This is a genomic window from Cognataquiflexum aquatile (assembly GCF_003316845.1).
GTDB classification, from domain to species: Bacteria; Bacteroidota; Bacteroidia; order Cytophagales; family Cyclobacteriaceae; genus Cognataquiflexum; species Cognataquiflexum aquatile.
Genome location: NZ_QMIK01000007.1, coordinates 24,134 through 50,319, shown reverse-complemented (window position 1 = coordinate 50,319; position 26,186 = coordinate 24,134). Strand labels below are relative to the sequence as shown.

Sequence of the window (26,186 nt, the reverse complement as noted above, 5' to 3'; positions counted from 1 at the left end):
TTAATCAAAATGGGAATTACCATGATAGTGAAGAGAACCGTAGTCTTAATGATGTTAGCCCTTGTCACAAGCCTTGCTTATGGACAAAGCACAACTGTTTGGAAAGATTTGGCCCAAGTGACCTACAAGATAGGTCAGGATGAGTTTGGGGAACTTTACATTCCGGTATTTGGCCCAAGTATCAAAGGAATGGAAGGAAAAGTGGTGGAAGCTGACGGATATATCATTCCTTTTGAAGGCATGTTTAAGCCCGAACATATCATCCTTTCTTCATTGCCATTGGCTGAGTGCTTCTTTTGTGGTTCTGGAGGGCCTGAGACAGTCATGGAAGTAATGCTGAAAACACCGATCAAATACACTTCCAAAAGAGTGAGGGTAAGAGGAAAACTTACCCTGAATGACAAAGACCCTGAAAAACTCATGTATATCCTCAAAGAAGCAGAGCTTCTTGCAAACTGAGAAGGTTAAATACCAAGCAAAAAAAAATGTCAGTGAATACCACTGACATTTTTTTTTGAGGTTTTCGCTCGGAATTTAGACCAATACGCTTTTCTTTTCCATAGAAGCAAATGCTGCCATGAGTTCAATTGTCTTTGGACCCGGTTTACCATCTTTGATTTTTAAATCATCAATCATGGTGACCGGAAGTATTTTTTTGGTAGTTGCGGTCATAAATACTTCATCGGCATCAATCAATTCATCAAAACTGATTGGCCGGATTTCGATAGTCTTATCAAGTTCCAACACTCTTTTTCTGGTGATTCCGTGCAATATGTTTTGGTCAGGAGTGGCTGTTTTTCCATTTTTTATCACAAAAATATTTGACCTTGAGCTCTCGGAAATGTATCCGTTGTGATGGTAGATCACATCTTCGGCACCTTCCTTTTTCCAATTGACACTGTGCCAGACAGGGAAAGCATAATTGGTGGTCTTGACATCTGCAATCGCGCGTACATGGTCTGCAGCTAATAGTTTGACTCCTGTTTCATATTTTGAGGCGGCAGGGAAGTCCAGGTCCTCACAAAAAATGAAAAGTGAACCGGCAGTCGGCGAAAAATGGTTGTCAGAAACTCCACCTGTAAGCAACATTCTGATCCCGCCCTGTTCCAAGTCATTCTTTTGTATCAAATCATGGATAATCTGTGCAAGTTCCTCCTTAGAATAAGCAAGGTGGAGATGGGTTTTTGCCGCAGACCGGATAAATCTGTCCAGATAATCCGTTAAAAAGAGAGGGATGTATCCTGAAGTCCGAAAGAAATCAAATATCCCATAACCCCTTATCAAACCTATATCCATCGGATGGATTGCAGCATTTTTGGAATCAATAATCTGGTCGTTGGAGAAGCAAAACTGTTTCATAATTTGAGTTTAAGAGCCAAATGAAACCAAGCATTTGCGATGCTTTGGATTTGTCCAAAAATACAAATTCCTGACGGATATAAACAGGATAGCTTTTTCCCCTTTATACATTTTAGGGTCAACATTCCTTTTTGGGTTAGAATATTTGACCGATTAAAGGAAGCAGCTAATTCTTAATTTTATCAATTTAAATCATAAAAAAAATATGAAAAATTATATAATTATCAAAAATATTAGATTTAATTTCTTTTTATAATAAAATTATATTTTCTTTGCTCAAAATCTAAACTTATGAGCCCGAACTATTTAAGATTTTTTGTTGCCCTGTTTTTCTTTTTGTCTGCCTGTGGATCTGACAGAAAAGAATCAAACGAGATCCTGAAAAAGGAAGTTATTGCCATCCATGATGAGGTGATGCCCAAAATGGATGAGTTGAAAAAGCTTAAAAAGGACATCCTCCAAAAGTCAGGGGAACTGTCGGCTGACAGCGTAGCAATGTCGGGAGAAATTGAAAAACTCAACGCTATTTCTGCTGATTTGGATTCAGCTTTTGAAGGAATGTTTGTTTGGATGAGGGAATTCAAATCCACTTATGATGAAATGACCGAAGAGGAAATCGAAACCTACCTTCTTGATCAAAAAATCAAAGTCCAAAAGGTTAATGATGAAATAAAAACTTCCATTGAAGCAGCCAAAACAGAGCTGGAAAAATCGTAAAATCTCATTTTTTCAAGTATTCTTCCACCATAGTCGCGTCGATCACCCCTTTTTCGATTCCCCATATATTGTATAGATAAGTCATGATGTGGGCAATTTCAATATTGGTAAGTTTTGGATTCCCGGGCATTTCTTGATTGTAGACAACGCCATTGACTGTGATTTCTCCTTTTTGGCCGTGCTTGATGATTTTTGCTGATCTTGGGACATCCTCTAAAAAATAATCAGACTGGTATATGGGCGGGATAAGTTTTCCCAATCCTGTTCCGTTTTTCTGATGACAGTTGGCGCAGTTTGCTTCGTATAGCGCTTTGCCCTCTATGGCATATTGGAGTACTTTGGTATCCGAAATGGTAGCAAGTGTATTCTCAGGATTGGAGGATTTTGGTTTGCAGGAATTTAACCCAAGTAGAATAATGGCAATAGTAAAGAAGACTTTATTCATGGATTACTTCTGTAGCAATTTTGGAATGTCATTCATCAATCTGTTTACTTGATCTTCTTTTGTACCGTCGTATACTCCTCTGATGTGGCCATTTTGATCCACAAGTATAAATGCGCCGGAATGGAGATATCCTCCAGGTTCGGCCTGATCTGACATGGCGGTGGTCATATAGCTTGTCTGTCCTATTTCAAAAATCTTCTCCTGATCACCGGTCAGGAAATGCCATGTTTTGTCATTTTCAACGCCAATTTTGGAAGCAAAATCCTTAAGCAATTCCGGTGTATCGTGGGTTGGATCCAAGGTGTGACTTAGGATGAGGAAATCCTGTTGGTCTTTAAACTTTTCATAAACCCTGAGCATTTGGGTTTTCATGATGGGACAAATGGTAGGACAGCTCGTAAAGAAAAAATCAGCGACATACACTTTGTCTTTCACTGATAGATTATTGATTTCTTTTCCTTCCTGGTTGGTAAAGGAAAATTCGGCAATCTTATGGTAAACAGTGTCCTGTACCTTCTTTCCATCTTTTTCAAATTCCTCAACATGCCTATTGCCCAAAATAGGAAGCGGAAGATTTGAATTCTCCTGACTATTCTTTGGGGAGCAATTCCAAACCAACAATGCTAGAGCGGGAATAAATATTTTATTGAGAAATGATGTGTTCATAATTTTGGTTTTTGTATTTACGTTTTTTTCACTAACCATTTAAAACTTTGACTGAAAATCCATGGTAGTGGCTATGGACTATCGACGGTGGACTATGGACCAGTTTTTTAATTTTTGGACTGATTGTTTTCCCTGACTTTTTTATACCATTTGATTCCAAGCATCATGGTGATGCTCAAAACAAGCAAACCTCCGATTCCCCAAACTACGCTGATCAGGCTTTTGAGCACGATCAGGAAAACAATGGCGAAAAGCAAAACTGTCGCTACTTCATTCCACATCCTTAATTGTGTGGAGGTCCATTTTGTTTTGCCCTCTTGTAAATCTTTGTAAATCCTGTGGCAGATATAGTGATAAATGTAAAGAGCCAAAACAAATCCAAGTTTGGCCTGCATAAATCCCGAATGGATATAACCCCAACGGTAATAAAAAACCCATGTGCCAAAAATCAATGTCAGGATTGCCGAAGGCCAGGTTATAATATACCAAAGCCGGTTTGCCATCAGATTCAATTGCGGCGCAAGGATGCGTCTTTCTTCTTCGGGCTTTTCCAATGCCTCTGTCTGATAGATAAAAAGTCTGACAATATAAAACAGCCCTGCAAACCACGTAGTTACGAAAATGATATGTAATGCCTTGATGTATTCAAATGCCATCTTGAAATTTTTCTTCTAAATTAAAGCTTAAAATCTAAATACCGCTAAATATGGGCTCGCGAAAGTTATTTTATGGATTGGGAATTGTGGTTGCCGCCTTGGTGATTTGGATTATTGTGGACAGTCTTTCCCAGCCGGGAGTCAATGAGCTGAAAGGGGAATATACAGAAGTGGCATTTTACAGAAATGAAAACAATACCGGTCCAATAGTCAGGATATATGCAGTGCATTCGCCGGATTCCTTATGGGCAGAAATGGAAAAGTATGGCAATTATATGCCCCACACCAAATATGGAAACACCAAAGTCTATTTCTTCAGCCAACTAGAGAAGACTCCAAAAAATCTCCGTCCTGACCCGCCCTACTTTGATACCGAGGCGGTATCATTTTGCTTGGCCATGTATGAAAAGAATGCGATGGGTCAGGTCAGTTTTGTAAAATATCCTTTCAAATAATTCCCTTAACTTTAAGTGTTTAACTTTTAACCGAGCATGTGATTTTGACCAAAAAAAGACTTTCAGTATCTGAATATATCCAAGGGATCCTTCATTCCGATAGGGTAATGATCAGCAGGGCAATAACCTTGGTTGAAAGCGAATTGCCTACGGATCAACTTATCGCCGAGAAGGTAATGGAAGGGATTTTGCCTTATTCCGGAAATTCAATCAGAATCGGAATCACAGGCGTACCGGGTGTAGGCAAAAGTACATTTATAGAAAATTTTGGAAAAACTTTGGTAGAAAAGGGTCATAAGGTAGCTGTCTTGGCCATAGACCCGAGCAGTCAGCAATCCCGCGGTAGCATCTTGGGGGACAAGACGAGGATGGAAAATCTTGCTTCTGACAAAAGGGCCTATATCCGTCCCTCTCCGGCAGGAAGTACATTGGGTGGGGTGAGCGCGAGGACCCGGGAGGCAATGCTGATCTGTGAAGCGGCTGGATTCGACGTGATATTGATAGAGACAGTAGGCGTAGGCCAATCCGAAATTGCTGTCAAAGGAATGGTGGATTTTTTCTTGCTCTTGATGTTGGCAGGTGCAGGAGACGAACTTCAGGGAATCAAAAAAGGCATCATCGAAATATGTGATGCAATGGTGATCAATAAGGCTGATGGGGCCAATTTCGAGCCTGCAAAAAATGCCAAAAGAGAATATGCCAATGCCCTTCATCTTTTTCCCGAAAAGGAAAATGGTTGGATCCCCCAGGTCAAAACCTGTTCGGCGGTAGAAAAAACCGGATTGGATGAAATTCTGGAAATGATCATGGACTACAGGGAAAGAATGCTTGCAAATGGTTATTGGGAGAACAACAGGGCAGGCCAAAGGATCAATTGGCTTCATGAACATATCAGGTATCTTTTGGAAAGAAGCTTTTTCCAAAATAAAAATATCAAAAACCATTTGGATCAAATTTTGCCTGATATCACCTCAGGAAGACTTTCCCCTATCGCCAAAGCGAGGGAATTGGTAGATATATTTACAAAAAGTAAAGGGGAAAAATTAGACAGATCATAGAGATGAAAATTATAGAAACAGGCATTTTGATTTTCATTAGCCTTCTAGTCTATAGCTGTAAATCCGGTACGACGGAAGCCGTTTCTCTGGAATTTGAACAGCGAACCTTTGATAAAGAAGCCTGTGTCGGAGAGGATTGCGCCAAAATCAGTTTATCCTATCCTTTCTTTACAGGATCATCTGAATCTGCTGATTTTCTCAATGTCCATGTGGACCAACAGATGGTGATGTTTTTGAATATTGGTGAAAACCAGGAAATCGTTCCCTTGGATTCTGCAGTCAAAGCTTTTCTTGATTCCTATGTTGCTTTTAAAAAAGATTTTGATTCACCACAGGAATGGGAAATCTCAGTAGATTCCAAGGTCACACTTCATGGTAAAGCTTTGGTAAGCCTTGTCTTTAATTCTTTTTCCTTTACTGGAGGCGCACATCCAAATACTTATAGGATGTATTTGAATTTTGATCTGACAAAGAATGCACCCATTAAAAATGAAGACCTGATTTTGGACAAAAAAGGCTTGTTGACATTGGCTGAAGCCAAATTTAAGGATTACCATGATGTCCCTGACAGTGTTTCATTGGAAAAAGATGGATCGTTTTTTTTGGCGAATGACAAGGATTTTTTCCTGCCTGCAGCGATGGGATTTGAAGGAGAAGAGTTTGTTTTGTTCTTCAATCCCTACGAAATCGGGCCTTATGTAATGGGTTCTACCGAATTGAGATTTACCAGAGAAGAGATCAGGAGCTTGGTGATTATTCCTTGACTTTAGGAAGAAATAATCTGTCCGCAGTATCAGTACTGGGGAATGAAAAAAATCAATAAGACCTCATTTTGAATTTTTTCTTCAGGTCATTCACCGAATTCCTAAAAGCCGAATCTGTTTCCATAAAATCATTCACTGTTTGGACGGCATGGATTACAGTGCTGTGGTCACGTCCTCCAAAATGATATCCGATTGACTTCAAAGAATGGTTGGTAAATTCCTTGGCAAAATACATGGCCACCTGACGGGCAGTCACAATTTCCTTTTTTCTTGTTTTGGCTTTGAGATCGTCAATCTTGATGTCGAAGTAATCCGAAACAGTCTTTTGGATAAAGTCTATCCCGACTTCTGTTTCTATGTCCTTGACAATATTTTTCATAATCGCCTTGGCCAAAGCAAGGTCGATTTCCACCCTGTTCAACGAGGCATGGGCCAACAGTGAAATCATGACGCCTTCGAGTTCCCTGACATTGGTGTCGACTGTATAAGCCAAATATTCAATCACATCATCCGGGATATAGATTCCTTCAGACTGCATTTTGCGCTTGATGATAGCCACTCTCGTCTCAAAATCCGGCATCTGTAGATCAGCGGTCAGTCCCCATTTGAATCTGGATAGCAGCCTTTCTTCCAATCCCTTCAAATCTTTTGGTGGACAATCAGAAGTCATGATGATCTGCTTTTTGTTCTGATGAAGGTGGTTGAAAATATGGAAAAACATCTCCTGCGTCCTGTCTTTTCCTGCCAAAAACTGGATATCATCAATGATCAGGACATCCACCTGCATATAAAAATTGGTGAAGCTCTTTACGTTTCCGTCTTTGATGGAATCCATGAACTGGTTCACGAATTTTTCCGAAGAAACATACAGTACAAATTTCTCTTCGGGACCGTTTTTGATTTCGTTTCCGATGGCCTGCACCAAGTGGGTTTTTCCCAACCCCACCCCACCATAGACCATGAGTGGATTGAAAGAGGTCACTCCCGGCTTGGTAGCGACAGCAAAACCCGCAGATCTCGCCAAGCGGTTACAGTCTCCTTCGATGTAGGTATTGAAAGTATAATTTGGATTCAGGTTGGATTGAAGTAAGGTGTCGCTGTTGAGCGACTGCATGTCAAACGGGCTTCGGTTTTCGGTAGGAAGCGGCGTTTTTTTCGGGGGATTGTTGGAATTTCCCTGGGGGAAATTAACCATGTAAGGCTGGTTCTGGGAATTGCCCCGATCGACCACTACGGCATATTCCAGGCGTCCGTTGTTGCCCAAGGTGGACTTGATGGCAAGCTTCAATACATTGACGTAATTGTCTTCCAGCCACTCGTAAAAAAACTGGCTTGGTACCTGAATAGTCAAGGTGCCGCCTTCTAAACGGACAGGATTGATAGGTTTAAACCAAGTAGAAAAACTCTGTTCATTGACGTGTTGTTCTATCACACGCAGGCATTCATTCCATACAGCATTTGCCTCTGAACTCATTTATATTTTAATAAACTATAGATAGAATAACTGGGAAAACCTCCCCCTTTTTTGGAGGGCTTCAAAATTGCGGAAAATATATTTAAATAAAAAATCGAAAAGCCCTTGACTTTTCAATAATTAAGTAAACTTTTAATCTATTCACTTTTAATTTTTTTGACATCCCGAAAAGCAAAATAGCAATCAGCCAACCTTCAATCGGAAGGCGGTTATCAGCCTGATTTTTTGCCAATTGGCAAAAGTAGAATTCAAGGAAGCCATTTGAAAAAATGATGCAACTTTTGAAAATAGTTCCTTTCTGCTTCGTTTTTGAATTCTTAGTAAATGATGGGTTTTGAAAGTTCTAACTCCTATTTTTACCTAGCTAAATAAAAAGAGCCACTTCCTGAATCCCAATTGATTTTGAATAGGGTGCGTGGAGCTTTAGCCTTAATTATAAACCCGAATATGAAAATTAATTTGTTTGAGGACTTTCCAAGTCATTCCAAAAAAGATTGGATGGACCAGATCATCCGTGATTTGAAGGGAAAGGATTTTGGAAAAACACTGGTTTCAGTCACCGAAGATGGAATAAAAGTCAATCCTTTCTACACGGCGGAGGACATGAACTTGGCAGACTCATTGTCCGGTTACAGAAATAGGGTCAATCCCGCACCATCCATTCCCGGTTTGCCACCTAGGATTTGGACCAATGTTTCTTCATTTGAAGGGACAAATGGAAAATCCACCAATGAAGAAATTCTCGACGCCTTACTCAATGGCGCCGACGGCTTGCTGCTTGATCTAAAAGGAGACGAAGATTTGTCGGTATTACTCAAGGGAGTGGAGCCGCAATACATTCAGATTTTTTTAAATCCGGTTGGCGACCCAATTCAAGTTTTGAACGGCTTTATGGAGTGGGTAAATCAAAATGGATGGAGGCCTGACACCATTTATGGCGGAATTTTGTGGGACGGCTTTGCCGCTGCTCTTATTGAAAAAACTGATAAAAGAACCGTTGTGGAGATTGCAAAATCACTTTTGCAGATCGGAGAGGAGTTTTGCAATTTCAAAGTTTTAAGCATTGATGCTTCAGCTTACCATAATTCGGGGGCAAGTCCGGTGCAGGAACTGACGTTTGGGTTGGCCGCATGGATTGATTTGATAGATGTTTTGGTTGGAGAGGGTTTTTATCCTCAGGAAATCATCCAAAAAACAATGTTTAGACTGGCTGTAGGCTCAGATTTTTTTCTTGAAATCGCCAAAGTAAAGGCCGCAAGGATATTGATGCATAGGATGATTTCACTTTACCAGTTGGATATTCCTGCGGAGGATTTATTTTTCTTTGTCGAGACAAGCTTTTGGACAAAAACAACCTCAGATCCCGATACCGATATGATAAGAAATACCACCGAAGCCATGGCCGGCATCATCGGAGGTGCCAATGCATTGTATGTGCTTCCACATGACATCGCTACCGAAATTCCCGGCACCTTGGCGGAAAGACTGGCAAGAAACGTTTCCAATATCCTGAAGGAGGAAAGTTACTTGGACAAGATTTTGGACCCTGTGGCCGGGTCTTACTTCATAGAAAATTTGATGGTTGCGATTTTTCAAAAAGTGAAAGAATCCCTGTCCCATGTGGAAGAATTGGGAGGTTGGTGGACTTGTTATGAATCCAGGTTTATCCAAAAGGAAGTAAAGACCCTGCGAAAAAAGAAAATGGAGGATGTTTTGGAAGGAAGAAGATCCAAAATCGGAGTCAATAAATATACTATCCGGAAGGAAATCATGAATCCAAAAAGTAAGGCTGAGGAGGAAGAAAGTTGGGCTTTATCCCCATGTAGAGAAAGTATGTTGGCTGAAAATTTAATCTGGAATCTATGAGACCTGACATCAGCAAATTGAATTTGGATCCTGTCAAAAGTAACAGCGTATTTACCTCAGAATCTATTTGGGAGACTGCAGAGAAAATCAGCGTTCCAAGTGTTGTTTCTGAAAAAGAAATGATTGAAATCCAACATACCGGATATGCTGCAGGCCTGCCTCCATTTTTGCGGGGACCTTACAGTACCATGTATGTGATGCGTCCTTGGACCATCAGGCAATACGCCGGGTTTTCGACAGCTGAGGAGTCCAATGCCTTTTATCGCCGCAACCTTGCCGGAGGCCAAAAAGGACTTTCGGTTGCATTTGATTTGGCTACACACAGGGGATATGACTCTGACCATCCGAGAGTGGTGGGAGATGTCGGCAAAGCCGGTGTTGCCATTGATTCGGTTTTGGATATGAAAATACTTTTTGATGGGATTCCTTTGGATCAAATGTCGGTCTCAATGACCATGAACGGTGCGGTTATTCCTATTCTGGCATTTTATATAATTGCTGCCGAGGAGCAGGGTGTCAGTCCCGATCAGCTCAGCGGCACGATCCAAAATGACATTTTGAAGGAATTTATGGTGCGGAATACCTATATCTATCCGCCATCACCCTCGATGAGGATCATAGCTGATATTTTTGAATATACTTCCAAGCATATGCCGAAGTTCAATTCCATTTCCATCTCTGGCTATCATATGCAGGAGGCAGGCGCAACAGCGGAATTGGAATTGGCTTATACCTTGGCTGATGGCTGGGAATATTTGAGAACGGGGATCAGGGCCGGTTTGGACATCGATGACTTTGCTCCAAGATTGTCTTTTTTTTGGGCCATTGGGATGAACCATTTCATGGAAATCGCAAAAATGCGGGCAGCTAGATTGATTTGGTCCAAAATCGTCAATCAATTTAACCCCAAAGATCCCAAATCCCTTGTTTTGAGAACACACTGTCAGACTTCAGGCTGGTCGCTGACAGCTCAAGATGTCTTCAACAATGTGGCAAGGACTACCGTGGAGGCTTTGGCTGCAGCATTGGGACATACACAGTCCCTCCATACCAATTCTTTTGATGAAGCGATTGCGTTGCCGACGGATTTTTCGGCAAGAATTGCCCGGAACACCCAATTGTACCTACAGGAAGAAACTGGCATTACCAAGGTCGTGGATCCTTGGGGAGGTTCATTTTATGTGGAGTACCTGACCGACCAATTGGTGGAGAAATCATGGAATCTGATTTTGGAAGTAGAGCAACTTGGCGGAATGTCCAAGGCGATTGAAGCCGGAATCCCAAAAATGAGAATCGAGGAAGCCGCAGCACGAAAGCAGGCAAGAATCGACAGCGGCAAGGATGTAATTGTGGGTGTCAACAGGTACCAAAATGAAGACAATGCGGAATTTGAAATCCGGGAGGTGGACAATGATGCAGTCAGACTTTCCCAAATCGAAAGATTAAAGAAATTGAAAGCAGACCGCAACAATGAAGAAGTCATATTGGCCTTGGAGGCTATTACCCATGCAGCCAAAACAGGAGAAGGCAACTTATTGGCTTTGGCAGTAGAGGCGGCAAGAAAAAGAGCTACTTTAGGAGAAATATCAGAAGCTATGGAAAAAGAATTTGGCAGGCACAAAGCCAATATAAAGTCCATATCCGGGGTTTATTCCGCCGAGGCAAAAGACGATGAAAGTTTCAAAGAAGCAAAAGGTTTGGCAGATAAATTTGCGGAATTAGAAGGTCGTAGGCCAAGAATCATGGTTGCTAAAATGGGTCAGGATGGACATGACAGGGGTGCCAAAATCATTGCTACCGGTTTTGCGGATCTGGGATTTGATGTGGATATAGGGCCACTTTTCCAGACACCTGAGGAAGTTGCGATGCAGGCAGTAGAAAATGATGTCCATATCGTCGGTGCTTCTTCTTTGGCAGCTGGGCATAAGACTTTGGTGCCTGCCTTGATAGCAGAGTTGAAAAAGCTGGGGAGGGGAGATATTATGGTCATTGCAGGCGGGGTCATTCCTCCCAATGATTATGAATTCCTGCAAAACGCCGGAGTTGCTGCTGTTTTTGGTCCGGGGACAGTGCTTTCCAATGCCGCGATAGAAATCTTAGAAAAATTGATTGCCGAAGAATGAACCGAGTTTTTTAACAAGAAGGAGTTGTTGTAAAAAGAAAACCAAAAAGGCTGAATATTTTCAGTCTTTTTGGTTTTGTATTGGTTGGTTTCCAGATATTTTGGCGAAATTTATTGGAATTGGCCTTAAACAGAACTTTATGATTTTTGCTGCAGAATTAAGCTTTAAGCTTCCTTGGGAAAACCCGGTATTGATTTTTTCCAGCATCCTTTTCATCATTCTTTTTGCACCTATTTTACTTAATAAAATAAAAATCCCCCAATTGATTGGGTTGATTCTGGCAGGTGCCGCTATCGGTCCTAATGGCATCAATCTCCTCCAACGGGACAGTAGTGTGATCCTTTTTGGTACTGTTGGGTTGCTTTATATCATGTTTTTGGCGGGTCTTGAAATCGACCTTGGAGACTTCAAGAAAAACAGTGGCAAAAGCATGATTTTTGGTATGTATACCTTTCTCATTCCTATGGGCTTGGGAACTGTGGCAGGAATTTATATTCTCAATTTCAGTATTCCGACCTCTATACTTTTAGCTAGTATGTTTGCCTCCCATACCCTGATCGCTTATCCGATCATCAGCAAAATGGGAGTGATCAAAAACAAAGCAGTCAGTGTCGCAGTGGGCGGGACCTTGATTACTGATACACTTGCTTTGTTGGTATTAGCCGTGGTGGTGGGGATGTCTGCAGGTGAAGTTACAGGAGGCTTTTGGGTGAAGCTCGTGATTTCGATCATTGTCTTTGCGGGAATCATCATTTTCTTGTTTCCGATACTCGGGAGGTGGTTTTTCAAAAGGAATGATGACAATATCTCTCAGTATATTTTTGTCTTGGCATTGGTTTTTCTGGGCGCATTTTTGGCTGAGGCAGCCGGAATTGAGGCCATCATCGGAGCATTTCTCGCGGGATTGGCTTTGAACAGACTTGTGCCCCATACCTCTCCTTTGATGAACAGGATTGAGTTTGTCGGGAATGCTTTGTTTATCCCTTTCTTTCTTATCGGTGTAGGGATGCTGATAGATTTCAGGGTTTTTTACATGGATAAAGAAACCATCTTTGTGGCCATTGTAATGACCGTGGTCGCTACTTTTTCCAAGTTCTTGGCGGCATATTTCACCCAAAAAACATTCAAATTTTCAAGAGCGCAGCGAGATGTTATTTTCGGACTGAGCAATGCACAGGCAGCAGCCACCTTGGCTGCGGTTTTGGTCGGTTACAAAGTTATTGTTGGCGAAACGGAAACCGGTGAACCAATTAGGTTGCTTGGTGATAGTATTTTGAACGGAACGATCCTGATGATCTTGGTGACCTGTACGATTGCTTCTATTGTTGCACAAAAAGGTGCAGCCAAACTTGCCTTGGAGGAAGAGGCGATTGAAGGTGAAACAGAACAAGACAATGAAGCGGAAGAAAGAATTTTGATTCCGGTAAACTATTCTGAAAATATTGAGGAATTGGTCCACTTGGGGGTAACCATCAAATCAAAAACATCGAAGAATTCCCTTTATGCCCTGAACATTGTCCCGTCAGATTCCTCAGATGAGAGTAAAGAAAAATTCGCCAAAAAGCTTTTGGAAAAAGCAAGCGTGAGTGCAGCCGCCACTGACAATAAATTGACAGAATTGATCCGGTATGATTCCAATTTGGTCAATGGAATCACCAACGTGGTAAAAGAAAACAAGGTCACCGATATCATTTTGGGGCTACACAAACAACAAGGATTGACTGATACATTCTTGGGGAAACTGACCGAAGGCATTCTAAGCAAAAGCAACATCACAGCATTTATCTACCAAAGTCATCAACCGTTAAATACTGTTGGCAGATATATCATCATAGTACCTGCCAATGCTGAAAAAGAAATGGGATTTGTCTTTTGGCTTCTGCGAGTATGGAATATCGGCAGGAATACCGGCTGCAAATTGATTTTTTACGGGGCTGAGGAAACCTTGAAATATATCCAACAGGTTCAAAAAAAATTCAGTATCGATGCAGGTTTTGTAGAATTTTCTGATTGGGAGGATTTTTTGATCATTTCAAGGGATTTGAAAGAAAATGATGCACTCATAGTGGTTTTGAGCCGCAAAAACGGTACCTCCCATAATCCTGTGATGAATAAAATTCCAAAATACCTGAACCGGTATTTCAGTAAAAACAATTATATCCTTATCTATCCGATGCAATTCGATCTGGAAGAAATTGGAAGACACAATTATTTGGGGACGGCCATATTCAGTCCTTTGTCTGTTGACGGGCAGGACTTCACATCTTTTTCAAATTCTGTTTCAAAGCTATTTAAGAAAAAATAAAAAATCCCCGGTGTTTGCCGGGGAAAGAATTCAATTGTCTTCGCCTCTTAATTTGACCACAGCCCCTTCGAGAATGGGACCTATCCTGACCTGACAGGCCAATCTGCTGGTGGGATAGTATTCGGGAAGATTTTCCAATTGGTCAAGTTCCACATCTGAGGCGTGTCCCAACTCATCCTTCCCCTCCAAAATCTCAACGTGACAAGTGGCGCATAATGCCATCCCGCCGCAGGTAGCCAAAACAGGATACTCAGAGGCTTTTAATATTTCCATCAAGCTCAATCCCATATCATCGGGAGCTTCTACGGATTGACGGTTGCCGTCGTGATCTTCTACAGTGAATGTTACCATGTCCCAAAAGTAAGATTAAAATGAATTGACTCCATTTACGGTAGTATATTTAAAGCTCAATTTTTGGTCAGGGTATACAAATTTGAATGCCGAATGCATCATGATCGCGGCTTCATGGAATCCACATAGAATCAGTTTCAATTTGCCCGGATAAGTGTTGATATCGCCAATGGCATATATTCTTTCCACACCGGTAGAATAATCCCTGGTATCAACTTCAATGGCGTTCTTATCGATGTTCAGTCCCCAATCAGCGATAGGTCCTAATTTTGGGCTGAGGCCAAAAAGAGGGATCAGGTAATCAATATCTACTGTGATTTCCTCCTTGCTTTTTCCTTCTAAGACCACTGTCTTGAGTGTGCCATTACCACCTAGTTCCTTCAGGTTAGCAGAAAGAATCAAATCTATTTTTCCTTTATTGGCAAGGTCATATACTTTGGCTGCAGAATCAGGTGCACCTCTGAATGTTTCATTTCTGTGTACCAAAGTGACTCTTTCCGCAACATTGGAGAGGTAAATTGCCCAATCAAGGGCCGAATCACCACCACCTGCCAACATCACCTTTTTATTCCTGAAGTGCTCAGGATTTTTGACCATATAAGTCACACCCTTGCCTTCAAATTTCTCCAAGTTTTCTAAAACCGGTTTTCTTGGTTCGAATACTCCCAAACCACCTGCAATGATAATCACTTGAGCATGCACCTGGGTCTTGTCGTTGGTCGTGACAATGAATGAACCATCCGTCTGTTTTGCCAAATGGTCTACTCTTTCCCCCAAAGTAAAAGTCGGTTTGAAAGGCTTGATCTGTTCCATCAGGTTATCTACCAGATCCTGTGCCTTGATTTCAGGATAACCCGGTATATCATAGATGGGCTTTTGGGGGTAAATTTCTGAAAGCTGTCCGCCTACCTGGGGAAGGTAATCGATCAGATGACAACGCATCTTAAGTAAGCCTGCTTCAAAAACTGCAAATAACCCAACAGGTCCGGCTCCGATGATACAAAGGTCAGTAGTAATCATGATGTGTGCTTTTTATTTTTTTAAACCAACAAGCAATGTTATTGTTCGTGCAAATATAATTAGTATAACAAGTATATTTTAAATTTGCCTTTATAATCTATTCCAGATTGTTATAAATGGTATTTAAAATCCTCTTGAACTCTTCAAAATCGGTTTCTCCAAGGTTTTCCCAAGCCTTTTCCCGGATAGAAGCAATCTTAGGCTTCAGTTCTTCTACTTTTGAAATCCCCTCCGGTGTCAATACCAAATGAAAACTCCTCCTGTCCAAAGGATGGGGGACACGCTCCACATACCCTTTCTTGGTAAGAATATCAATGATTCTGGTGAGGGTAGGCTGGTCCTTGAACACCATTTGGGCCAATTCCGCCTGACTCAGCAGTTCATTTTCAGAAAGGTTTTTCATGATCAGCCATTGGTCCACAGTAATGTCAAAGTCCTCCAATTTGAATTTCCTTTGGGCATATTGCTTGACTCTTTTGGCTGTCCTGTCTAAGAGGAATGAATACTTACTGAATTGTTCCTGTGTCATACCAATTATTAGCATGACAAATATAGCAATTAGAAATAAATTAAAAATATTAACCTACAAAAATTATAGGGAATAGGGATTTGTAAAAATGCGATCAATTGGAAGCCAATCCTTCTTTTCGGTAAATTAGATTGCCATCCTTGTCCCATTCAGCTCTGATATAGGGAGTAAAATTTTTAGTAAAAGGATGCTCTTGGTATTGGATTTCCCTCTTTCTGACTGTTTTTCCTTTGGTATTCCAATACTCTGTCCAAAGTCCCACTTTTTCGCCGAAGTGGTATTCGCCGACAACGCCGACCTGTCCATCTTCATGAAAGTGGAAAAAATTTCCTTCCATCAAATCATATTCTATTGGAATCAGCTTTTCTATTTTTTTTTCTTCTCTGTTATAATAGGTGACTTTTGAATCTTTTGGCCAACCTTCTGAGTAATGCAATTTGTCCTGAAGTACAGTTTTGGTGTCAAAAGTCAACCATGTCCCATGTTTGGTGCCAAAGTAGAAATACCCTTTTTCTACCAAAACTTCCCCTATTTCCCTTTCATAAGGGCCATGGAGAAGATATCCTCTTGCAGGATCAAAATCTTTTGTACGTATTACTTTGTCCCGGCTATCAATCCAATGGATATCCCGAATGTAAGGGTCAGCAGGTCTGTTTTGGGTGGTGTAGTTGTAAATCTGGTATTGCGTCTGCTCCCTGATATTTTGTCTGACGTATCCTTTTTTGGTTTTTTCACCGAAGTAGATATTCTTTTTTACTTTCTTTTTGTCAGCTTTCTTTTTTTCTGTCTTGGTATTGTCATCAAATAACAACAAAGGGGCAGCTGTAGGTAAAAACCTGTCTGAAACAACCCCTGAGGAATCAGGATCTACTGTTTCTCCTTTTTTCTCTTTTTGTCCAAATACCGAATTGGAAAAAAGGATGAAAGTTAAAATATATAAATGCCTTGTTTTCATGTAATTCTCTAACGATTTGTCGGGTGACATTATTTTATCTCAAAAATATAGAATCCTTTCCAAATCGTCGGTTAAGTTTAGAATTAATCATCGGAATCTGTATTTTTGGCGGAATTTAAAAAATAACAACCAAGAAAATGAATTCTATTTTATCCGATCGCATCATTCAGATGGAAGAATCGGCCACATTGGCCATGGCAAAGAAAGCCCGGGAACTCAAAGCCCAAGGCAAGGATATCATCAGTCTGAGTTTGGGTGAGCCAGATTTCAAAACTCCAAAGCACATTCAGGAAGCTGCAAAATCAGCAATCGATGAAGGCAAATACTTTGCTTATTCACCTGTGGCAGGTTATCAGGATCTTAGAGAGGCAATTGCCAAAAAACTGAGAGAGGAAAACCATATATCCCAAGCAAAGGCGGAAAATATCGTCGTATCCACAGGGGCCAAGCATTCGATCGCAAACGTATTCATGTGTATCATCAATGAAGGCGATGAGGTGGTCATTTTCTCTCCTTATTGGGTGAGTTATGCCGAGATCATCAAGCTTGCCGGAGGTGTGCCTGTTTTGATCGAAGGTAATCTTGAAAACAATTTCAAAGCTTCAGCAGCACAGCTTGAAGCAGCCTTGACCGATAGGACCAAAGCGGTGATTTATTCCTCTCCATGCAATCCTACCGGATCTGTATTCAGCAAAGAGGAGTTGGAAGCCATCGCTGAAGTGGTCAAAAAGAGAGAAAATCTTTTTGTGATTGCGGATGAAATTTATGAATTGATCAATTTCAAGGGGAAAAATACAAGTATCGCCTCCTTCCCGGGAATGTTTGAAAGAACGATCACTGTCAATGGATTCTCAAAGGGATACGCCATGACAGGATGGAGAGTGGGTTATATATGTGCACCTTTGTTCATTGCCAAAGCATGTGAAAAAATGCAGGGTCAATTTACATCAGGCAATACCGGTATTGCGCAAAGGGCGGCGTTGGCTGCCATTTCCGGAGATCAGGAGCCTTCCAAAGAGATGGAAAAAGCTTATTTGAGAAGAAGGAATTTGGTTTTGGGACTGATCAAAGAAATCCCCGGAATCAAAACCCATATCCCTGAAGGAGCATTCTATTTCTTTCCGGATATTTCATATTTCTTTGGAAAATCCGCCGATGGTCACACCATCAAAACAGCAGATGATTTCTGTCTATATATTCTTGAGAAAGCCAATGTATCTTTAGTAACAGGAGAAGCTTTTGGTGCGCCAAATTGCATCCGCTTGTCCTATGCTGCCTCTGATGAAGAACTGGTGGAAGCTTTGAAAAGAATGAAAGAAGCATTGGCTTTGTTAAAATAATAATTTGCAAATATTTCCAGACAACCCTGAGGTCCATATCTCAGGGTTTTTTTATGCATTTTAATCTGATAACTTTGGGTTTTTAACCCAAATACATTCCTATGTCTGAAGTTTTAGTCATCACACCCGTCAAAAATTCCGTCGAAAGTACTTTGGAATGCGCCCAAGCCATAGCCGATTCAAGTTATCCTGTAAAGCATATTATATTCAATGATTTCAGTTCGGAAGAGACAAAGGAAAAATTGGAGGGAGCAAAAGGAAAGATAGGGTACCAATTGATCCACTTGGAAGATATTACCGACACGCCTTCCCCGAATTATAAGCTGGTGCTTCAAATGGCCCAAAAGGAAGCCCTTCGTTTGGGTTTGCCTTTGATTGTCGTCGAATCCGATGTGATTATCAAGAAAAATACGATCAGTGAGATGATTGAATTTTTGAAGAAATCCCCCAAATCAGGTTTGATAGGGGCAATAACTGTTGGTGAAGACGGAAAAGTGAATTTTCCTTACCTCAAATTCAAATCTTCAAAAGAATCGGTCATCAAAACCCATAGAAGCCTGAGTTTTTGCTGCACTCTGTTTTCCCCCTCTTTTTTGGGGAAGTACAATTTCATGGACCTTGATGATACTAAAGATTGGTATGATACTTTTATGTCAAAAAAAGCGGTAGAAGAGGGTTTTGAAAATTTTGTTTTGATGAAGACTCCCGTTCTTCACAGGCCCCATGGTAGCAGGCCATGGAAGTTGCTGAAATACAGTAACCCTTTCAAATATTATTTTTTAAAATTCTGGAAAGGCCGGGATAAGATATAAGGGAGTTTTATAGCATTATCCATAATTGACCCCAAATATTGTGATTTGTCAATCCTGGTTATTTGATAATATAAAAATTTAAAGATTTTTTTTACTTTTCTATTTCTTGAATAATGTTCCTTCAGAATTTAGGGGAATTGTTATTTGGAGAAACTCTATAGAGGTTTGTTTTTCATACTAATTAATTAATATATTGAATTACAGTGATTTATCCCCTTTTTTTTGAGCCGAATCGGAAACTTGAATGTTTCCTTTATGTTATATTTTAATTTTTTTGACTTTTGCTAAATAGTTTTAACTGCCTTAGAACCTTGATTTTAGGTTCAAGTAAAAATCAGTTTATAATTTTTTGGCTATTTAATCAAAAAATACCGTGAAATACCTATTGCAATTTTCAACAAAAGTTTTTTATATTTGTCTCGGGTGATTAAGCAACTTTTTCTGCTAAAGACTTTTGTTAATAAAACTGAATGGAGATTATTTAGATAATTACTTTTCCTAATCTCCATTTGACATTATAAAAATCCGCACTTGTTGCGGATTTTTTTATTTGTGGACCTGATATTGCTTATTTTTGGACATGGTAAAACTGCATGTTAATTGTTTCGGGCACTTTGCAAGAAATTTTTTCATAGGATTTTCAATAGCACTAGGTTTCTTTTTCCTTTTGCCATCTACATCCTTAGCCCAAGGGGATACGACCTATTACGTTTCTTACAGGAAGTTATTGACTACCAGGCTATACACTTCTAGAAAATATACCTCACTGTTGATAACTGAAAAAAACAAGAATTCACGAATAGGACTTGAACCCAATTCTACACTTAACTTGGGAATTGGAGCTACCTACAACGATTTCACTTTGAACCTTGCCTATGGCTTCAATTTCATGAATCCTAATCGAGACCAGGTAGAAACAAAATATTTGGATTTGCAGGCACATATTTATCCTAAAAATTGGGTGATTGACCTTTTTGGCCAATTTTACCGAGGCTTTTTTCTTCAAAGTTATACAGGTCCCTTACAAAATATTCCACCCGATTTGGCATTTCCGGATATGAAAGTAAGAAAGTTTGGAGCCAATGTGCAGTACCTATTAAATGGTGAAAAGTTATCACTAAAGGCAGCTTTTCTTCAAAGCGCTTGGCAAAAAAAATCCGCGGGAAGTTTTGTAGCAGGCATGGAATTTTACTTTGGAATGGCAGAGGACACCCAAAATATTTTGGCCGAATTCATTCCTGTGCCCTTACAATTTAACAGGATGAATTTTTTTGAAATTGGACCCAATTTGGGATATGTGCACACTATTGTGATTGCCAAACATTTTTTCATCACAGGAATGGTTTCAGGCAATATTGGCATAGGAAACACCAGAATTTCTTCAGATTTGGCCCAAGAGGGAAGTTGGGGATTTAACACCAATTATTTTTTGAGGGGCTTTGCTGGGTATAATGGTCCAGTTTGGTCTATTAATGCCAATTATGTCCATAATAATGTCCGCATTGAAGAGGCGAGGAATTATGTAACAGATTTTCAGACAGGTAATTATAGGATCAATTTTGTTTACCGTTTCACTGTTGGGCCAAAGCTCAGTCCAATTTTGGAACATGTTGATCTCAACAAGTATCTTCCAAAAAAATATAGGGATAAGAATTAAACCTGAACTTTTCCAGAATTTTTTTAGATTTAACCATCCGATCAGAAGAAAATTAAATATATCATGTCAGATCAATTCGGCATCAAATCCGCACTCCAAAACCTTGGCCTCCAGCCTGAAAACTTAGGAACTTCCACCGGCAACGAGTGGATCAATACAGGAAAAGAGTATATCAGCTCCTATTCTCCAGCAGATGGTACCCTTATCGGCAAAGTCCAGGTGACAGACCGTCAAAGTTATGAACAGGTCATCTCCAAATCCCAAGAAGCATTCCAAATATGGAGAACTACTCCTGCACCAAAGCGGGGGGAAATCGTCCGCCAAATGGGCAATGCACTCCGAGAAGTAAAAGCCGATTTGGGTAAATTGGTATCTTATGAAATGGGCAAATCTTATCAGGAAGGACTCGGCGAAGTGCAGGAGATGATCGATATCTGTGATTTTGCAGTTGGCCTTTCCAGGCAATTATACGGATTGACGATGCACTCCGAGCGTCCCGGACACAGGATGTATGAGCAATGGCATCCTCTTGGAATCGTGGGAATCATTTCCGCTTTCAACTTTCCGGTGGCAGTTTGGTCGTGGAACAGCATGATAGCTTGGGTATGCGGGGATGTCTGTATTTGGAAGCCATCTGAAAAAGCGCCGCTTTCGGGAGTTGCCTGTCAGCATATTATCAGTAAAGTCCTGAAAGAAAATAACTTGCCCGAAGGAATATCAGGTTTGATTGTAGGAGATTACAAAGTAGGGCAGATGATGACAGAGGATACCCGGGTTCCTTTGATTTCCGCTACAGGATCCACCCGTATGGGAAAAATCGTCGGCCAAGCGGTTGCAGCAAGGTTAGGAAGGTCGTTGTTAGAACTTGGTGGCAACAATGCCATTATCATAACCGAAAACGCTGACCTGGAAATTGCCATCCGTGGTGCACTTTTCGGGGCAGTGGGAACAGCAGGACAGCGCTGCACTACCACAAGAAGGCTGATTATCCACGAATCCATTTATGATAACTTCAAGCAAAGGTTGGCCGCGGCCTACACCAAATTGGTTATAGGAAATCCTTTGGATGAGAAAAACCATGTCGGACCTTTGATCGACAAAGAAGCCGTGGACATGTATCTCAAAGCCATAGAAAAAGTAAAAAAGGAGGGAGGAAAAGAGTTGGTCGGAGGTGGAGTGCTCAGCGGGTCAGGTTATGAATCCGGCTGCTATGTGAAGCCTTGTATCATTGAAGCTGAAAACCATTTTGAAATGGTACAGCATGAGACTTTTGCACCGATCCTCTATATTATGAAATACAATACCCTTGAAGAAGCCATCGCTATGCACAACGGTGTGCCTCAGGGATTGTCCTCAGCCATCATGACGCTGAATATGCGGGAGGCGGAAGCATTTCTTTCGGCTGCAGGGTCGGATTGCGGCATTGCCAATGTCAATATCGGAACATCCGGCGCAGAGATCGGAGGTGCTTTTGGCGGAGAAAAAGAAACAGGTGGAGGCCGCGAATCCGGTTCCGACTCTTGGAAAGCCTATATGCGTCGACAAACCAATACCATCAATTACAGTACTTCCCTGCCTTTGGCGCAGGGGATCAAGTTTGATATCTAATTAAAAAGAAAAAGCCCTTGGAAGGAATTCCAAGGGCTTTTTTTCAAGTTGTTTTTCTTACTAAATAAGTGAATCCTACTATCCCGCCCACAACCATTGCCAAGTAATCTCCCAGATAATTATGTGGCGCATCGAAATTAGAAGAAATCCTAAAGTGGAAACTCATCAGGTACACATAAACAATTGCCAGAAAAGGGACAATCAAAAACCAGTAGTATTTTTTGAGTTGATGTCTCAATGCAATAAAAATTGTAAAGGACAAGAGGTAAAATCCAAATACTGTTGCTGAAGCTAATAGAAATACATAAAGCGCCCATCCAAATATTTGTCTAATGAATGACATTTCTCCATAGTCATTTGCTAAGAATAAGCCTGCAACCAATGAATAGGAAATTAAGGTTATAAGATATCCCATTATAAATTGGGTTGTTTTCTTAAGCATTTTTGATTGCAATTTTGTGGATATGGCTAATACTATCAGTTACTTTTTCTTTTTGATAAAGATTTATCTGCAATTTGGATTTTCATGCAAATATCGTTTTGATTTTTCTTGATGCTTGATGAAAAGTTTGTCACACTATTTTAGGGGCAAATTTTACCATTTAATGCTTCATTCATATGGAATTTATCTGCTGATTTTGCTGCTTTTTGAACCAAAGGATGGCTTGCTAAAGCATGTGGCAAAGGATAAATTTCATGCAGCTATATTTTTCATTGTCACTCCAAAGGCTGAACGTGGACAACTCTTCCTGAATGATCAAATGAAACGGAAATATTGGAAGCTGCAGCAAATGGTGTCTGGTAGTAATAGGTGCTATCTCCATTCGTATTTCCCATTTTTTCAATCGGTAAACCCATAATTTCAAATACCTCTCCCATGCTCATTCCATTCTTGATCAACAGGATTTTCTTGGCATTTTCATTCCCTTTGATGGCGCCAGGGCTCCATTTTATGAAATAGAGGCTAATAGCCAAAACTAGAAATCCTGCTGAAAGAATGGCTTTAAGTAACTTCTGCATTTGCATCTTTCTGGGCTTGAAACTGAATTTCTAATGTATTTATCATGTAAAAAGGTGAATTGTATAGTTTCTGAAAAATAGGAATTGAAAACTGAGCCTGCAATTACCGAAAGGAAATTAGTCGACTAAAATCTGGATAAAGGTTTTTGCCAATTTTGGCTACTTGAGATATAAGTCCACCACGTTCAATTTCTGTAAGTTATTTACAATCATGATTAAACAGAGTTTCAAATGTAACCAGATACCAAAAGAAGTTAAAAAAATCAAAGGCATAAAAAAAGCCTCTTTTGAGGCTATGTGGGAGTTGAGGGATTCGAACCCCCGACCCTTCCGATTATAAATCGGAATGCTCTAAACCAGCTGAGCTATTATTGATTGATCAATTCGATGATTTTTTTTCTGCTCTTCATTGATTTTATTTGTCGTTCTCTGGCATAAGCTGATTTTTTATCCTCAAACTCTTCCTTGTATACCAAGATCCAATCCGGAGATTTGCCCGTAAATCCTTTATGATTGGAGTTGTGTTTTCGCAATCTTTCATCCATTACTTCGCATGTATGTCCGACGTAATATTTGTCAAGGTTTTTTGAATAGAGGATATAAAAACTGCAAGGCATAAAAAAAGCCTCTCTTGAGGCTATGTGGGAGTTGAGGGATTCGAACCCCCGACCCTCTGCTTGTAAGGCAGATGCTCTGAACCAGCTGAGCTAAACTCCCGAGAAAATTTGAATTGTAATTTTGAAAATGTTGTGGGAGTTGAGGGATTCGAACCCCCGACCCTCTGCTTGTAAGGCAGATGCTCTGAACCAGCTGAGCTAAACTCCCAAAATTTTAACCATTTTGATCAGAATGTTCTGAACCATCCCGATAGCTATCGGGATAAACTCCCATTATCAAATCCACTCTCTTTCAGAACGGAGTGCAAATGTAAACTTTAAATTATATGTTGGCAAAAAATGCCTTTAATTTTTTGAATGACTTAAGTAAAGTCCTGATTCTGAATACCTAATTTTTTTCAATCCAGATTAATCATAAACCCGGCCTTAAACCATCTTCCTGGCATCTGCACAAATCCCGCTTCGACATAATCGGCATCGGTAATGTTGGAGACTTCCAGGAAAAGCCCGAATTTCTTCAGCCTGTTGTAATCCAATCTCGCATCCAATAGGAAATATGGTTCCAAAGCCATCCTTTCGATATACCTTCCCTTGATGGTGAGTTCGGCACGCTTCGCAAATTCCGCCTGAATGCCGCCGATTACCTGATGTCTTAGCGAATTCAGGGAATATCTCGATTCTACGCCTGAGGCTTGATTCAGGTCCGCATTGATATAGTTGTAGCTGAGCATCAATTCCTTGATTTTGGCATTTTCGCCTCCCAAATCAGCAAGGTATTGGATAGATGTCTCGACGCCGTTAAACCGCACTTCGGAGATATTTTGTGGCGTCCACTTGTTGCGGTTGGGTTGGGTTTCGCTTGGTTCTCTGTTCCAATCGATTAGGTTTTGGGTGAATCTGTGAAAAAACACCAACTCAGTGCGCAACCTACTTTTGCTGAATTTCCAGCCGATTTCAAAGTTTTCAGCTTCTTCGGGCAAGAGGTTAGGATTGCTTTGGTTGCTTGGATCTTCATAATACAATTCAGTGAAAGATGGGATACGGAAGCTGATTCCATAATTGGAATAAAGCCTGGAATAGGCATTGACCTGAAAGCCGATTTCCGCTCCGGGAAAATGCTTCCATTTGTATTCGTTGTAGTAATTGGAATAAAGTCCCGCCCGGAAGTCAAATTTCTCGGCGAATTCAATCCTGTGTTCTGCAAAGATCCCCGCAAAAGTCCGGCTTCTGTTGCCAAGGTTGGTGCTCTCGATTTTCTCTTCCCTGCCTTCAATCCCAAATCCCGTGGTTCCGATTTTGGAAGTATAGGTGCCATTCAGCTCCAAAGCAAAAACATCTGAGGTATGGAGATTGGTGTAGAAAGCCGGTTCATTTCTCTTGAGTCTGAACTCATCGTCATTTCTTCTCCAATATCCGCGTGTCTGAAAATAGAGTTTGTCAAATCTGTAAGTATGACTCAGGGCAGAAAGAAAAGTCTGAACGCTTTCCCATTGGTCGGGAAAGGAATTGGTGTAGAAGCCATTTGCCCCAAAGTCCCGATCGGAATATCCTGCCATGGCCCGGATTTCATTTCGGTCATTGATGTCAAATCCCGATTCATAGAACAGGTTGGTCACTTTAAAATCTGAATTGTACCAATGTCCGTCTGAAGCATCATGGGAAGCGGAGATGGTTTGTTTGTATTTTCCGACAGGAAGGGAAGAAACAATACTTCCCCCACGCATTCCAAAATCACCTCCAAATCCCTGGATATTGAGACTTTTTTTATCTGAAAGCGTGGTGATGACATTGACAGCACCTGCAAAAGCATTTTGTCCAAAAATCCTCGACCCCGGTCCTTTCAGCACTTCCACCCGTTGGATGGCCTGAAGGGGAACTGGAATATTGACCATATGGTGACCGGTCTGAGGATCGGTGAGTTTGATGCCGTTGATCAACATCAGTGTCTGCTCAAAGTTTCCACCTCTGATCCCGATATCTGCCTGCACGCCGCTGACTCCCCGTTGTCTTACATCCACTCCCGGGGTAAAAGAAAGAACTTCCTGCAAACTTCTCGCAGGAGTGGTTTCAATGGCTTTTCTGTTGATGACGGTAATGTTTCTGGAAACTTTGTTAAAAGGGATTTCCATCCTGTTTTCCATGATGGTTACTTCGCCCAAATCCACAGTCGTGGTATCCTGAGAGGCTTTCGCAATGCCAAATGAAAGTAACAAACCCAAAATCGTAAATCTAATCCGCATGAATAGCTGTGGTTTTTGATCCGGCAAAGTACCTAGGATTTATTTCGATTTCCAAATTTCCCTTTTTGCGCGAATGTTTGGTTTTTTGGGATTTGGGAGCTTAAAAATGAATTTTTTCTTCTCATGCTATTCTGTATTTTAGCCGAAAT

Annotated in this window: 25 protein-coding genes and 3 tRNA genes; 12 read left to right on the top strand and 16 right to left on the bottom strand. The window is 40.8% G+C overall.

Translation table 11 applies throughout. From position 1 onward, the window contains the following. Positions 1-21 precede the first annotated feature (21 nt). Positions 22-459, top strand: a complete 438-nt coding sequence (locus DQW11_RS18600) for a hypothetical protein (RefSeq protein WP_113925795.1) — start codon at positions 22-24, stop codon at positions 457-459. A 75-nt stretch (positions 460-534) separates the two neighbouring features. Here the strand turns inward: DQW11_RS18600 and DQW11_RS18595 are convergent, their stop codons facing one another. Beyond that, positions 535-1,359 (bottom strand): aminotransferase class IV, encoded by an 825-nt coding sequence (locus DQW11_RS18595; protein WP_113925619.1) that lies wholly within the window; start codon positions 1,357-1,359, stop codon positions 535-537. A 291-nt stretch (positions 1,360-1,650) separates the two neighbouring features. Here DQW11_RS18595 and DQW11_RS18590 point away from each other — a divergent pair, with 291 nt between their 5' ends. Continuing rightward, the gene (locus DQW11_RS18590; RefSeq protein WP_113925618.1) at positions 1,651-2,076 is read left to right on the top strand and encodes a hypothetical protein; all 426 of its coding nucleotides are present in this window, start codon (positions 1,651-1,653) and stop codon (positions 2,074-2,076) included. Between the two features lie 4 nt (positions 2,077-2,080). Here the strand turns inward: DQW11_RS18590 and DQW11_RS18585 are convergent, their stop codons facing one another. From DQW11_RS18585 to DQW11_RS18575, 3 genes are all read right to left on the bottom strand, one after another. Continuing rightward, positions 2,081-2,521 carry a c-type cytochrome gene (locus DQW11_RS18585; RefSeq protein WP_113925617.1) on the bottom strand — a complete coding sequence of 147 codons (441 nt, stop codon included), beginning with the start codon at positions 2,519-2,521 and terminating at the stop codon, positions 2,081-2,083. Positions 2,522-2,524: 3 nt separating this feature from the next. After that, positions 2,525-3,187, bottom strand: coding sequence for an SCO family protein (locus DQW11_RS18580; protein ID WP_113925794.1), 663 nt, complete (start codon positions 3,185-3,187; stop codon positions 2,525-2,527). A gap of 107 nt (positions 3,188-3,294) precedes the next feature. Beyond that, complete coding sequence (locus tag DQW11_RS18575; RefSeq protein ID WP_113925616.1) at positions 3,295-3,843, bottom strand: CopD family protein; 549 nt, start codon at positions 3,841-3,843, stop codon at positions 3,295-3,297. 50 nt (positions 3,844-3,893) lie between these two features. Here DQW11_RS18575 and DQW11_RS18570 point away from each other — a divergent pair, with 50 nt between their 5' ends. The 3 genes from DQW11_RS18570 to DQW11_RS18560 are packed head-to-tail and all read left to right on the top strand — an operon-like array spanning position 3,894 to position 6,120. Continuing rightward, positions 3,894-4,298, top strand: coding sequence for a hypothetical protein (locus tag DQW11_RS18570; RefSeq protein ID WP_113925615.1), 405 nt, complete (start codon positions 3,894-3,896; stop codon positions 4,296-4,298). Between the two features lie 44 nt (positions 4,299-4,342). Next, positions 4,343-5,356, top strand: coding sequence for a methylmalonyl Co-A mutase-associated GTPase MeaB (meaB, locus tag DQW11_RS18565; RefSeq protein ID WP_394337150.1), 1,014 nt, complete (start codon positions 4,343-4,345; stop codon positions 5,354-5,356). 2 nt (positions 5,357-5,358) lie between these two features. Next, a complete protein-coding gene (locus DQW11_RS18560; RefSeq protein WP_113925614.1) occupies positions 5,359-6,120 on the top strand; it encodes a DUF3298 and DUF4163 domain-containing protein in 762 nt (253 codons plus the stop codon). 52 nt (positions 6,121-6,172) lie between these two features. Here the strand turns inward: DQW11_RS18560 and dnaA are convergent, their stop codons facing one another. Beyond that, a complete protein-coding gene (dnaA, locus tag DQW11_RS18555; protein ID WP_113925613.1) occupies positions 6,173-7,594 on the bottom strand; it encodes a chromosomal replication initiator protein DnaA in 1,422 nt (473 codons plus the stop codon). Positions 7,595-8,041: 447 nt separating this feature from the next. On the opposite strand from dnaA, the gene DQW11_RS18550 reads away from it, so the two are divergent. The 3 genes from DQW11_RS18550 (at position 8,042) to DQW11_RS18540 (ending at position 13,888) form a co-directional block, all read left to right on the top strand. Next, a complete protein-coding gene (locus DQW11_RS18550; RefSeq protein ID WP_113925612.1) occupies positions 8,042-9,460 on the top strand; it encodes a methylmalonyl-CoA mutase family protein in 1,419 nt (472 codons plus the stop codon). After that, positions 9,457-11,583, top strand: a complete 2,127-nt coding sequence (scpA, locus tag DQW11_RS18545; RefSeq protein ID WP_113925611.1) for a methylmalonyl-CoA mutase — start codon at positions 9,457-9,459, stop codon at positions 11,581-11,583. The genes DQW11_RS18550 and scpA overlap by 4 nt, the downstream gene beginning before the upstream one ends. Before the next feature lie 139 nt (positions 11,584-11,722). After that, entirely contained in the window at positions 11,723-13,888 is a 2,166-nt protein-coding gene (locus tag DQW11_RS18540) for a cation:proton antiporter (RefSeq protein WP_113925792.1), read from the top strand. Positions 13,889-13,918: 30 nt separating this feature from the next. Here DQW11_RS18540 and DQW11_RS18535 read toward each other — a convergent pair whose 3' ends face one another. From DQW11_RS18535 to DQW11_RS18520, 4 genes are all read right to left on the bottom strand, one after another. Beyond that, positions 13,919-14,239, bottom strand: a complete 321-nt coding sequence (locus DQW11_RS18535; protein ID WP_113925610.1) for a 2Fe-2S iron-sulfur cluster-binding protein — start codon at positions 14,237-14,239, stop codon at positions 13,919-13,921. A gap of 15 nt (positions 14,240-14,254) precedes the next feature. Further along, the gene (locus tag DQW11_RS18530; protein WP_113925609.1) at positions 14,255-15,259 is read right to left on the bottom strand and encodes an NAD(P)/FAD-dependent oxidoreductase; all 1,005 of its coding nucleotides are present in this window, start codon (positions 15,257-15,259) and stop codon (positions 14,255-14,257) included. 97 nt (positions 15,260-15,356) lie between these two features. Continuing rightward, complete coding sequence (locus DQW11_RS18525; protein WP_113925608.1) at positions 15,357-15,788, bottom strand: MarR family winged helix-turn-helix transcriptional regulator; 432 nt, start codon at positions 15,786-15,788, stop codon at positions 15,357-15,359. A 94-nt stretch (positions 15,789-15,882) separates the two neighbouring features. After that, positions 15,883-16,743: a toxin-antitoxin system YwqK family antitoxin gene (locus DQW11_RS18520; protein WP_113925791.1), complete on the bottom strand. Its 861-nt coding sequence runs from the start codon at positions 16,741-16,743 to the stop codon at positions 15,883-15,885. Positions 16,744-16,880: 137 nt separating this feature from the next. Between DQW11_RS18520 and DQW11_RS18515 the strand changes: the two genes are divergently transcribed. The 4 genes from DQW11_RS18515 to amaB all read left to right on the top strand — a co-directional run bounded on the left by DQW11_RS18515 (position 16,881) and on the right by amaB (position 22,160). Next, positions 16,881-18,083 (top strand): pyridoxal phosphate-dependent aminotransferase, encoded by a 1,203-nt coding sequence (locus tag DQW11_RS18515; protein WP_113925607.1) that lies wholly within the window; start codon positions 16,881-16,883, stop codon positions 18,081-18,083. A gap of 101 nt (positions 18,084-18,184) precedes the next feature. Further along, a complete protein-coding gene (locus DQW11_RS18510; RefSeq protein ID WP_113925606.1) occupies positions 18,185-18,895 on the top strand; it encodes a glycosyltransferase in 711 nt (236 codons plus the stop codon). Positions 18,896-19,562: 667 nt separating this feature from the next. Further along, positions 19,563-20,552, top strand: a complete 990-nt coding sequence (locus DQW11_RS18505) for a DUF4421 domain-containing protein (protein ID WP_232826798.1) — start codon at positions 19,563-19,565, stop codon at positions 20,550-20,552. Between the two features lie 63 nt (positions 20,553-20,615). Further along, complete coding sequence (gene amaB / locus DQW11_RS18500; RefSeq protein ID WP_113925604.1) at positions 20,616-22,160, top strand: L-piperidine-6-carboxylate dehydrogenase; 1,545 nt, start codon at positions 20,616-20,618, stop codon at positions 22,158-22,160. A gap of 43 nt (positions 22,161-22,203) precedes the next feature. Here the strand turns inward: amaB and DQW11_RS18495 are convergent, their stop codons facing one another. The 7 genes from DQW11_RS18495 to DQW11_RS18465 all read right to left on the bottom strand — a co-directional run bounded on the left by DQW11_RS18495 (position 22,204) and on the right by DQW11_RS18465 (position 26,037). Continuing rightward, on the bottom strand, positions 22,204-22,602 hold the full coding sequence (locus DQW11_RS18495; RefSeq protein WP_198669928.1) for a hypothetical protein: 399 nt from the start codon (positions 22,600-22,602) through the stop codon (positions 22,204-22,206). 275 nt (positions 22,603-22,877) lie between these two features. Beyond that, entirely contained in the window at positions 22,878-23,180 is a 303-nt protein-coding gene (locus DQW11_RS18490; protein WP_157966149.1) for a hypothetical protein, read from the bottom strand. A gap of 305 nt (positions 23,181-23,485) precedes the next feature. Next, a tRNA-Ile gene (locus tag DQW11_RS18485) sits at positions 23,486-23,547 on the bottom strand. Between the two features lies 1 nt (position 23,548). Further along, positions 23,549-23,797 (bottom strand): GIY-YIG nuclease family protein, encoded by a 249-nt coding sequence (locus DQW11_RS18480; protein ID WP_113925601.1) that lies wholly within the window; start codon positions 23,795-23,797, stop codon positions 23,549-23,551. Between the two features lie 25 nt (positions 23,798-23,822). Next, positions 23,823-23,897 (bottom strand) — tRNA-Val (locus DQW11_RS18475). A 33-nt stretch (positions 23,898-23,930) separates the two neighbouring features. Continuing rightward, positions 23,931-24,005 (bottom strand) — tRNA-Val (locus DQW11_RS18470). A 190-nt stretch (positions 24,006-24,195) separates the two neighbouring features. Continuing rightward, positions 24,196-26,037 (bottom strand): TonB-dependent receptor plug domain-containing protein, encoded by a 1,842-nt coding sequence (locus tag DQW11_RS18465; RefSeq protein ID WP_198669927.1) that lies wholly within the window; start codon positions 26,035-26,037, stop codon positions 24,196-24,198. Positions 26,038-26,186: the final 149 nt, after the last annotated feature.

What these genes read in the sequence shown, in the direction of transcription:
- DQW11_RS18600 (WP_113925795.1), top strand. Translation starts at nt 22, where the DNA reads ATGATAGTGAAGAGAACCGTAGTCTTAATGATGTTAGCCCTTGTCACA.
- DQW11_RS18595 (WP_113925619.1), bottom strand. Translation starts at nt 1,359, where the DNA reads ATGAAACAGTTTTGCTTCTCCAACGACCAGATTATTGATTCCAAAAAT.
- DQW11_RS18590 (WP_113925618.1), top strand. Translation starts at nt 1,651, where the DNA reads ATGAGCCCGAACTATTTAAGATTTTTTGTTGCCCTGTTTTTCTTTTTG.
- DQW11_RS18585 (WP_113925617.1), bottom strand. Translation starts at nt 2,521, where the DNA reads ATGAATAAAGTCTTCTTTACTATTGCCATTATTCTACTTGGGTTAAAT.
- DQW11_RS18580 (WP_113925794.1), bottom strand. Translation starts at nt 3,187, where the DNA reads ATGAACACATCATTTCTCAATAAAATATTTATTCCCGCTCTAGCATTG.
- DQW11_RS18575 (WP_113925616.1), bottom strand. Translation starts at nt 3,843, where the DNA reads ATGGCATTTGAATACATCAAGGCATTACATATCATTTTCGTAACTACG.
- DQW11_RS18570 (WP_113925615.1), top strand. Translation starts at nt 3,894, where the DNA reads ATGGGCTCGCGAAAGTTATTTTATGGATTGGGAATTGTGGTTGCCGCC.
- DQW11_RS18560 (WP_113925614.1), top strand. Translation starts at nt 5,359, where the DNA reads ATGAAAATTATAGAAACAGGCATTTTGATTTTCATTAGCCTTCTAGTC.
- dnaA (WP_113925613.1), bottom strand. Translation starts at nt 7,594, where the DNA reads ATGAGTTCAGAGGCAAATGCTGTATGGAATGAATGCCTGCGTGTGATA.
- DQW11_RS18550 (WP_113925612.1), top strand. Translation starts at nt 8,042, where the DNA reads ATGAAAATTAATTTGTTTGAGGACTTTCCAAGTCATTCCAAAAAAGAT.
- scpA (WP_113925611.1), top strand. Translation starts at nt 9,457, where the DNA reads ATGAGACCTGACATCAGCAAATTGAATTTGGATCCTGTCAAAAGTAAC.
- DQW11_RS18540 (WP_113925792.1), top strand. Translation starts at nt 11,723, where the DNA reads ATGATTTTTGCTGCAGAATTAAGCTTTAAGCTTCCTTGGGAAAACCCG.
- DQW11_RS18535 (WP_113925610.1), bottom strand. Translation starts at nt 14,239, where the DNA reads ATGGTAACATTCACTGTAGAAGATCACGACGGCAACCGTCAATCCGTA.
- DQW11_RS18530 (WP_113925609.1), bottom strand. Translation starts at nt 15,259, where the DNA reads ATGATTACTACTGACCTTTGTATCATCGGAGCCGGACCTGTTGGGTTA.
- DQW11_RS18525 (WP_113925608.1), bottom strand. Translation starts at nt 15,788, where the DNA reads ATGACACAGGAACAATTCAGTAAGTATTCATTCCTCTTAGACAGGACA.
- DQW11_RS18520 (WP_113925791.1), bottom strand. Translation starts at nt 16,743, where the DNA reads ATGAAAACAAGGCATTTATATATTTTAACTTTCATCCTTTTTTCCAAT.
- DQW11_RS18515 (WP_113925607.1), top strand. Translation starts at nt 16,881, where the DNA reads ATGAATTCTATTTTATCCGATCGCATCATTCAGATGGAAGAATCGGCC.
- DQW11_RS18510 (WP_113925606.1), top strand. Translation starts at nt 18,185, where the DNA reads ATGTCTGAAGTTTTAGTCATCACACCCGTCAAAAATTCCGTCGAAAGT.
- amaB (WP_113925604.1), top strand. Translation starts at nt 20,616, where the DNA reads ATGTCAGATCAATTCGGCATCAAATCCGCACTCCAAAACCTTGGCCTC.
- DQW11_RS18495 (WP_198669928.1), bottom strand. Translation starts at nt 22,602, where the DNA reads ATGCTTAAGAAAACAACCCAATTTATAATGGGATATCTTATAACCTTA.
- DQW11_RS18490 (WP_157966149.1), bottom strand. Translation starts at nt 23,180, where the DNA reads ATGCAGAAGTTACTTAAAGCCATTCTTTCAGCAGGATTTCTAGTTTTG.
- DQW11_RS18480 (WP_113925601.1), bottom strand. Translation starts at nt 23,797, where the DNA reads ATGCCTTGCAGTTTTTATATCCTCTATTCAAAAAACCTTGACAAATAT.
- DQW11_RS18465 (WP_198669927.1), bottom strand. Translation starts at nt 26,037, where the DNA reads ATGCGGATTAGATTTACGATTTTGGGTTTGTTACTTTCATTTGGCATT.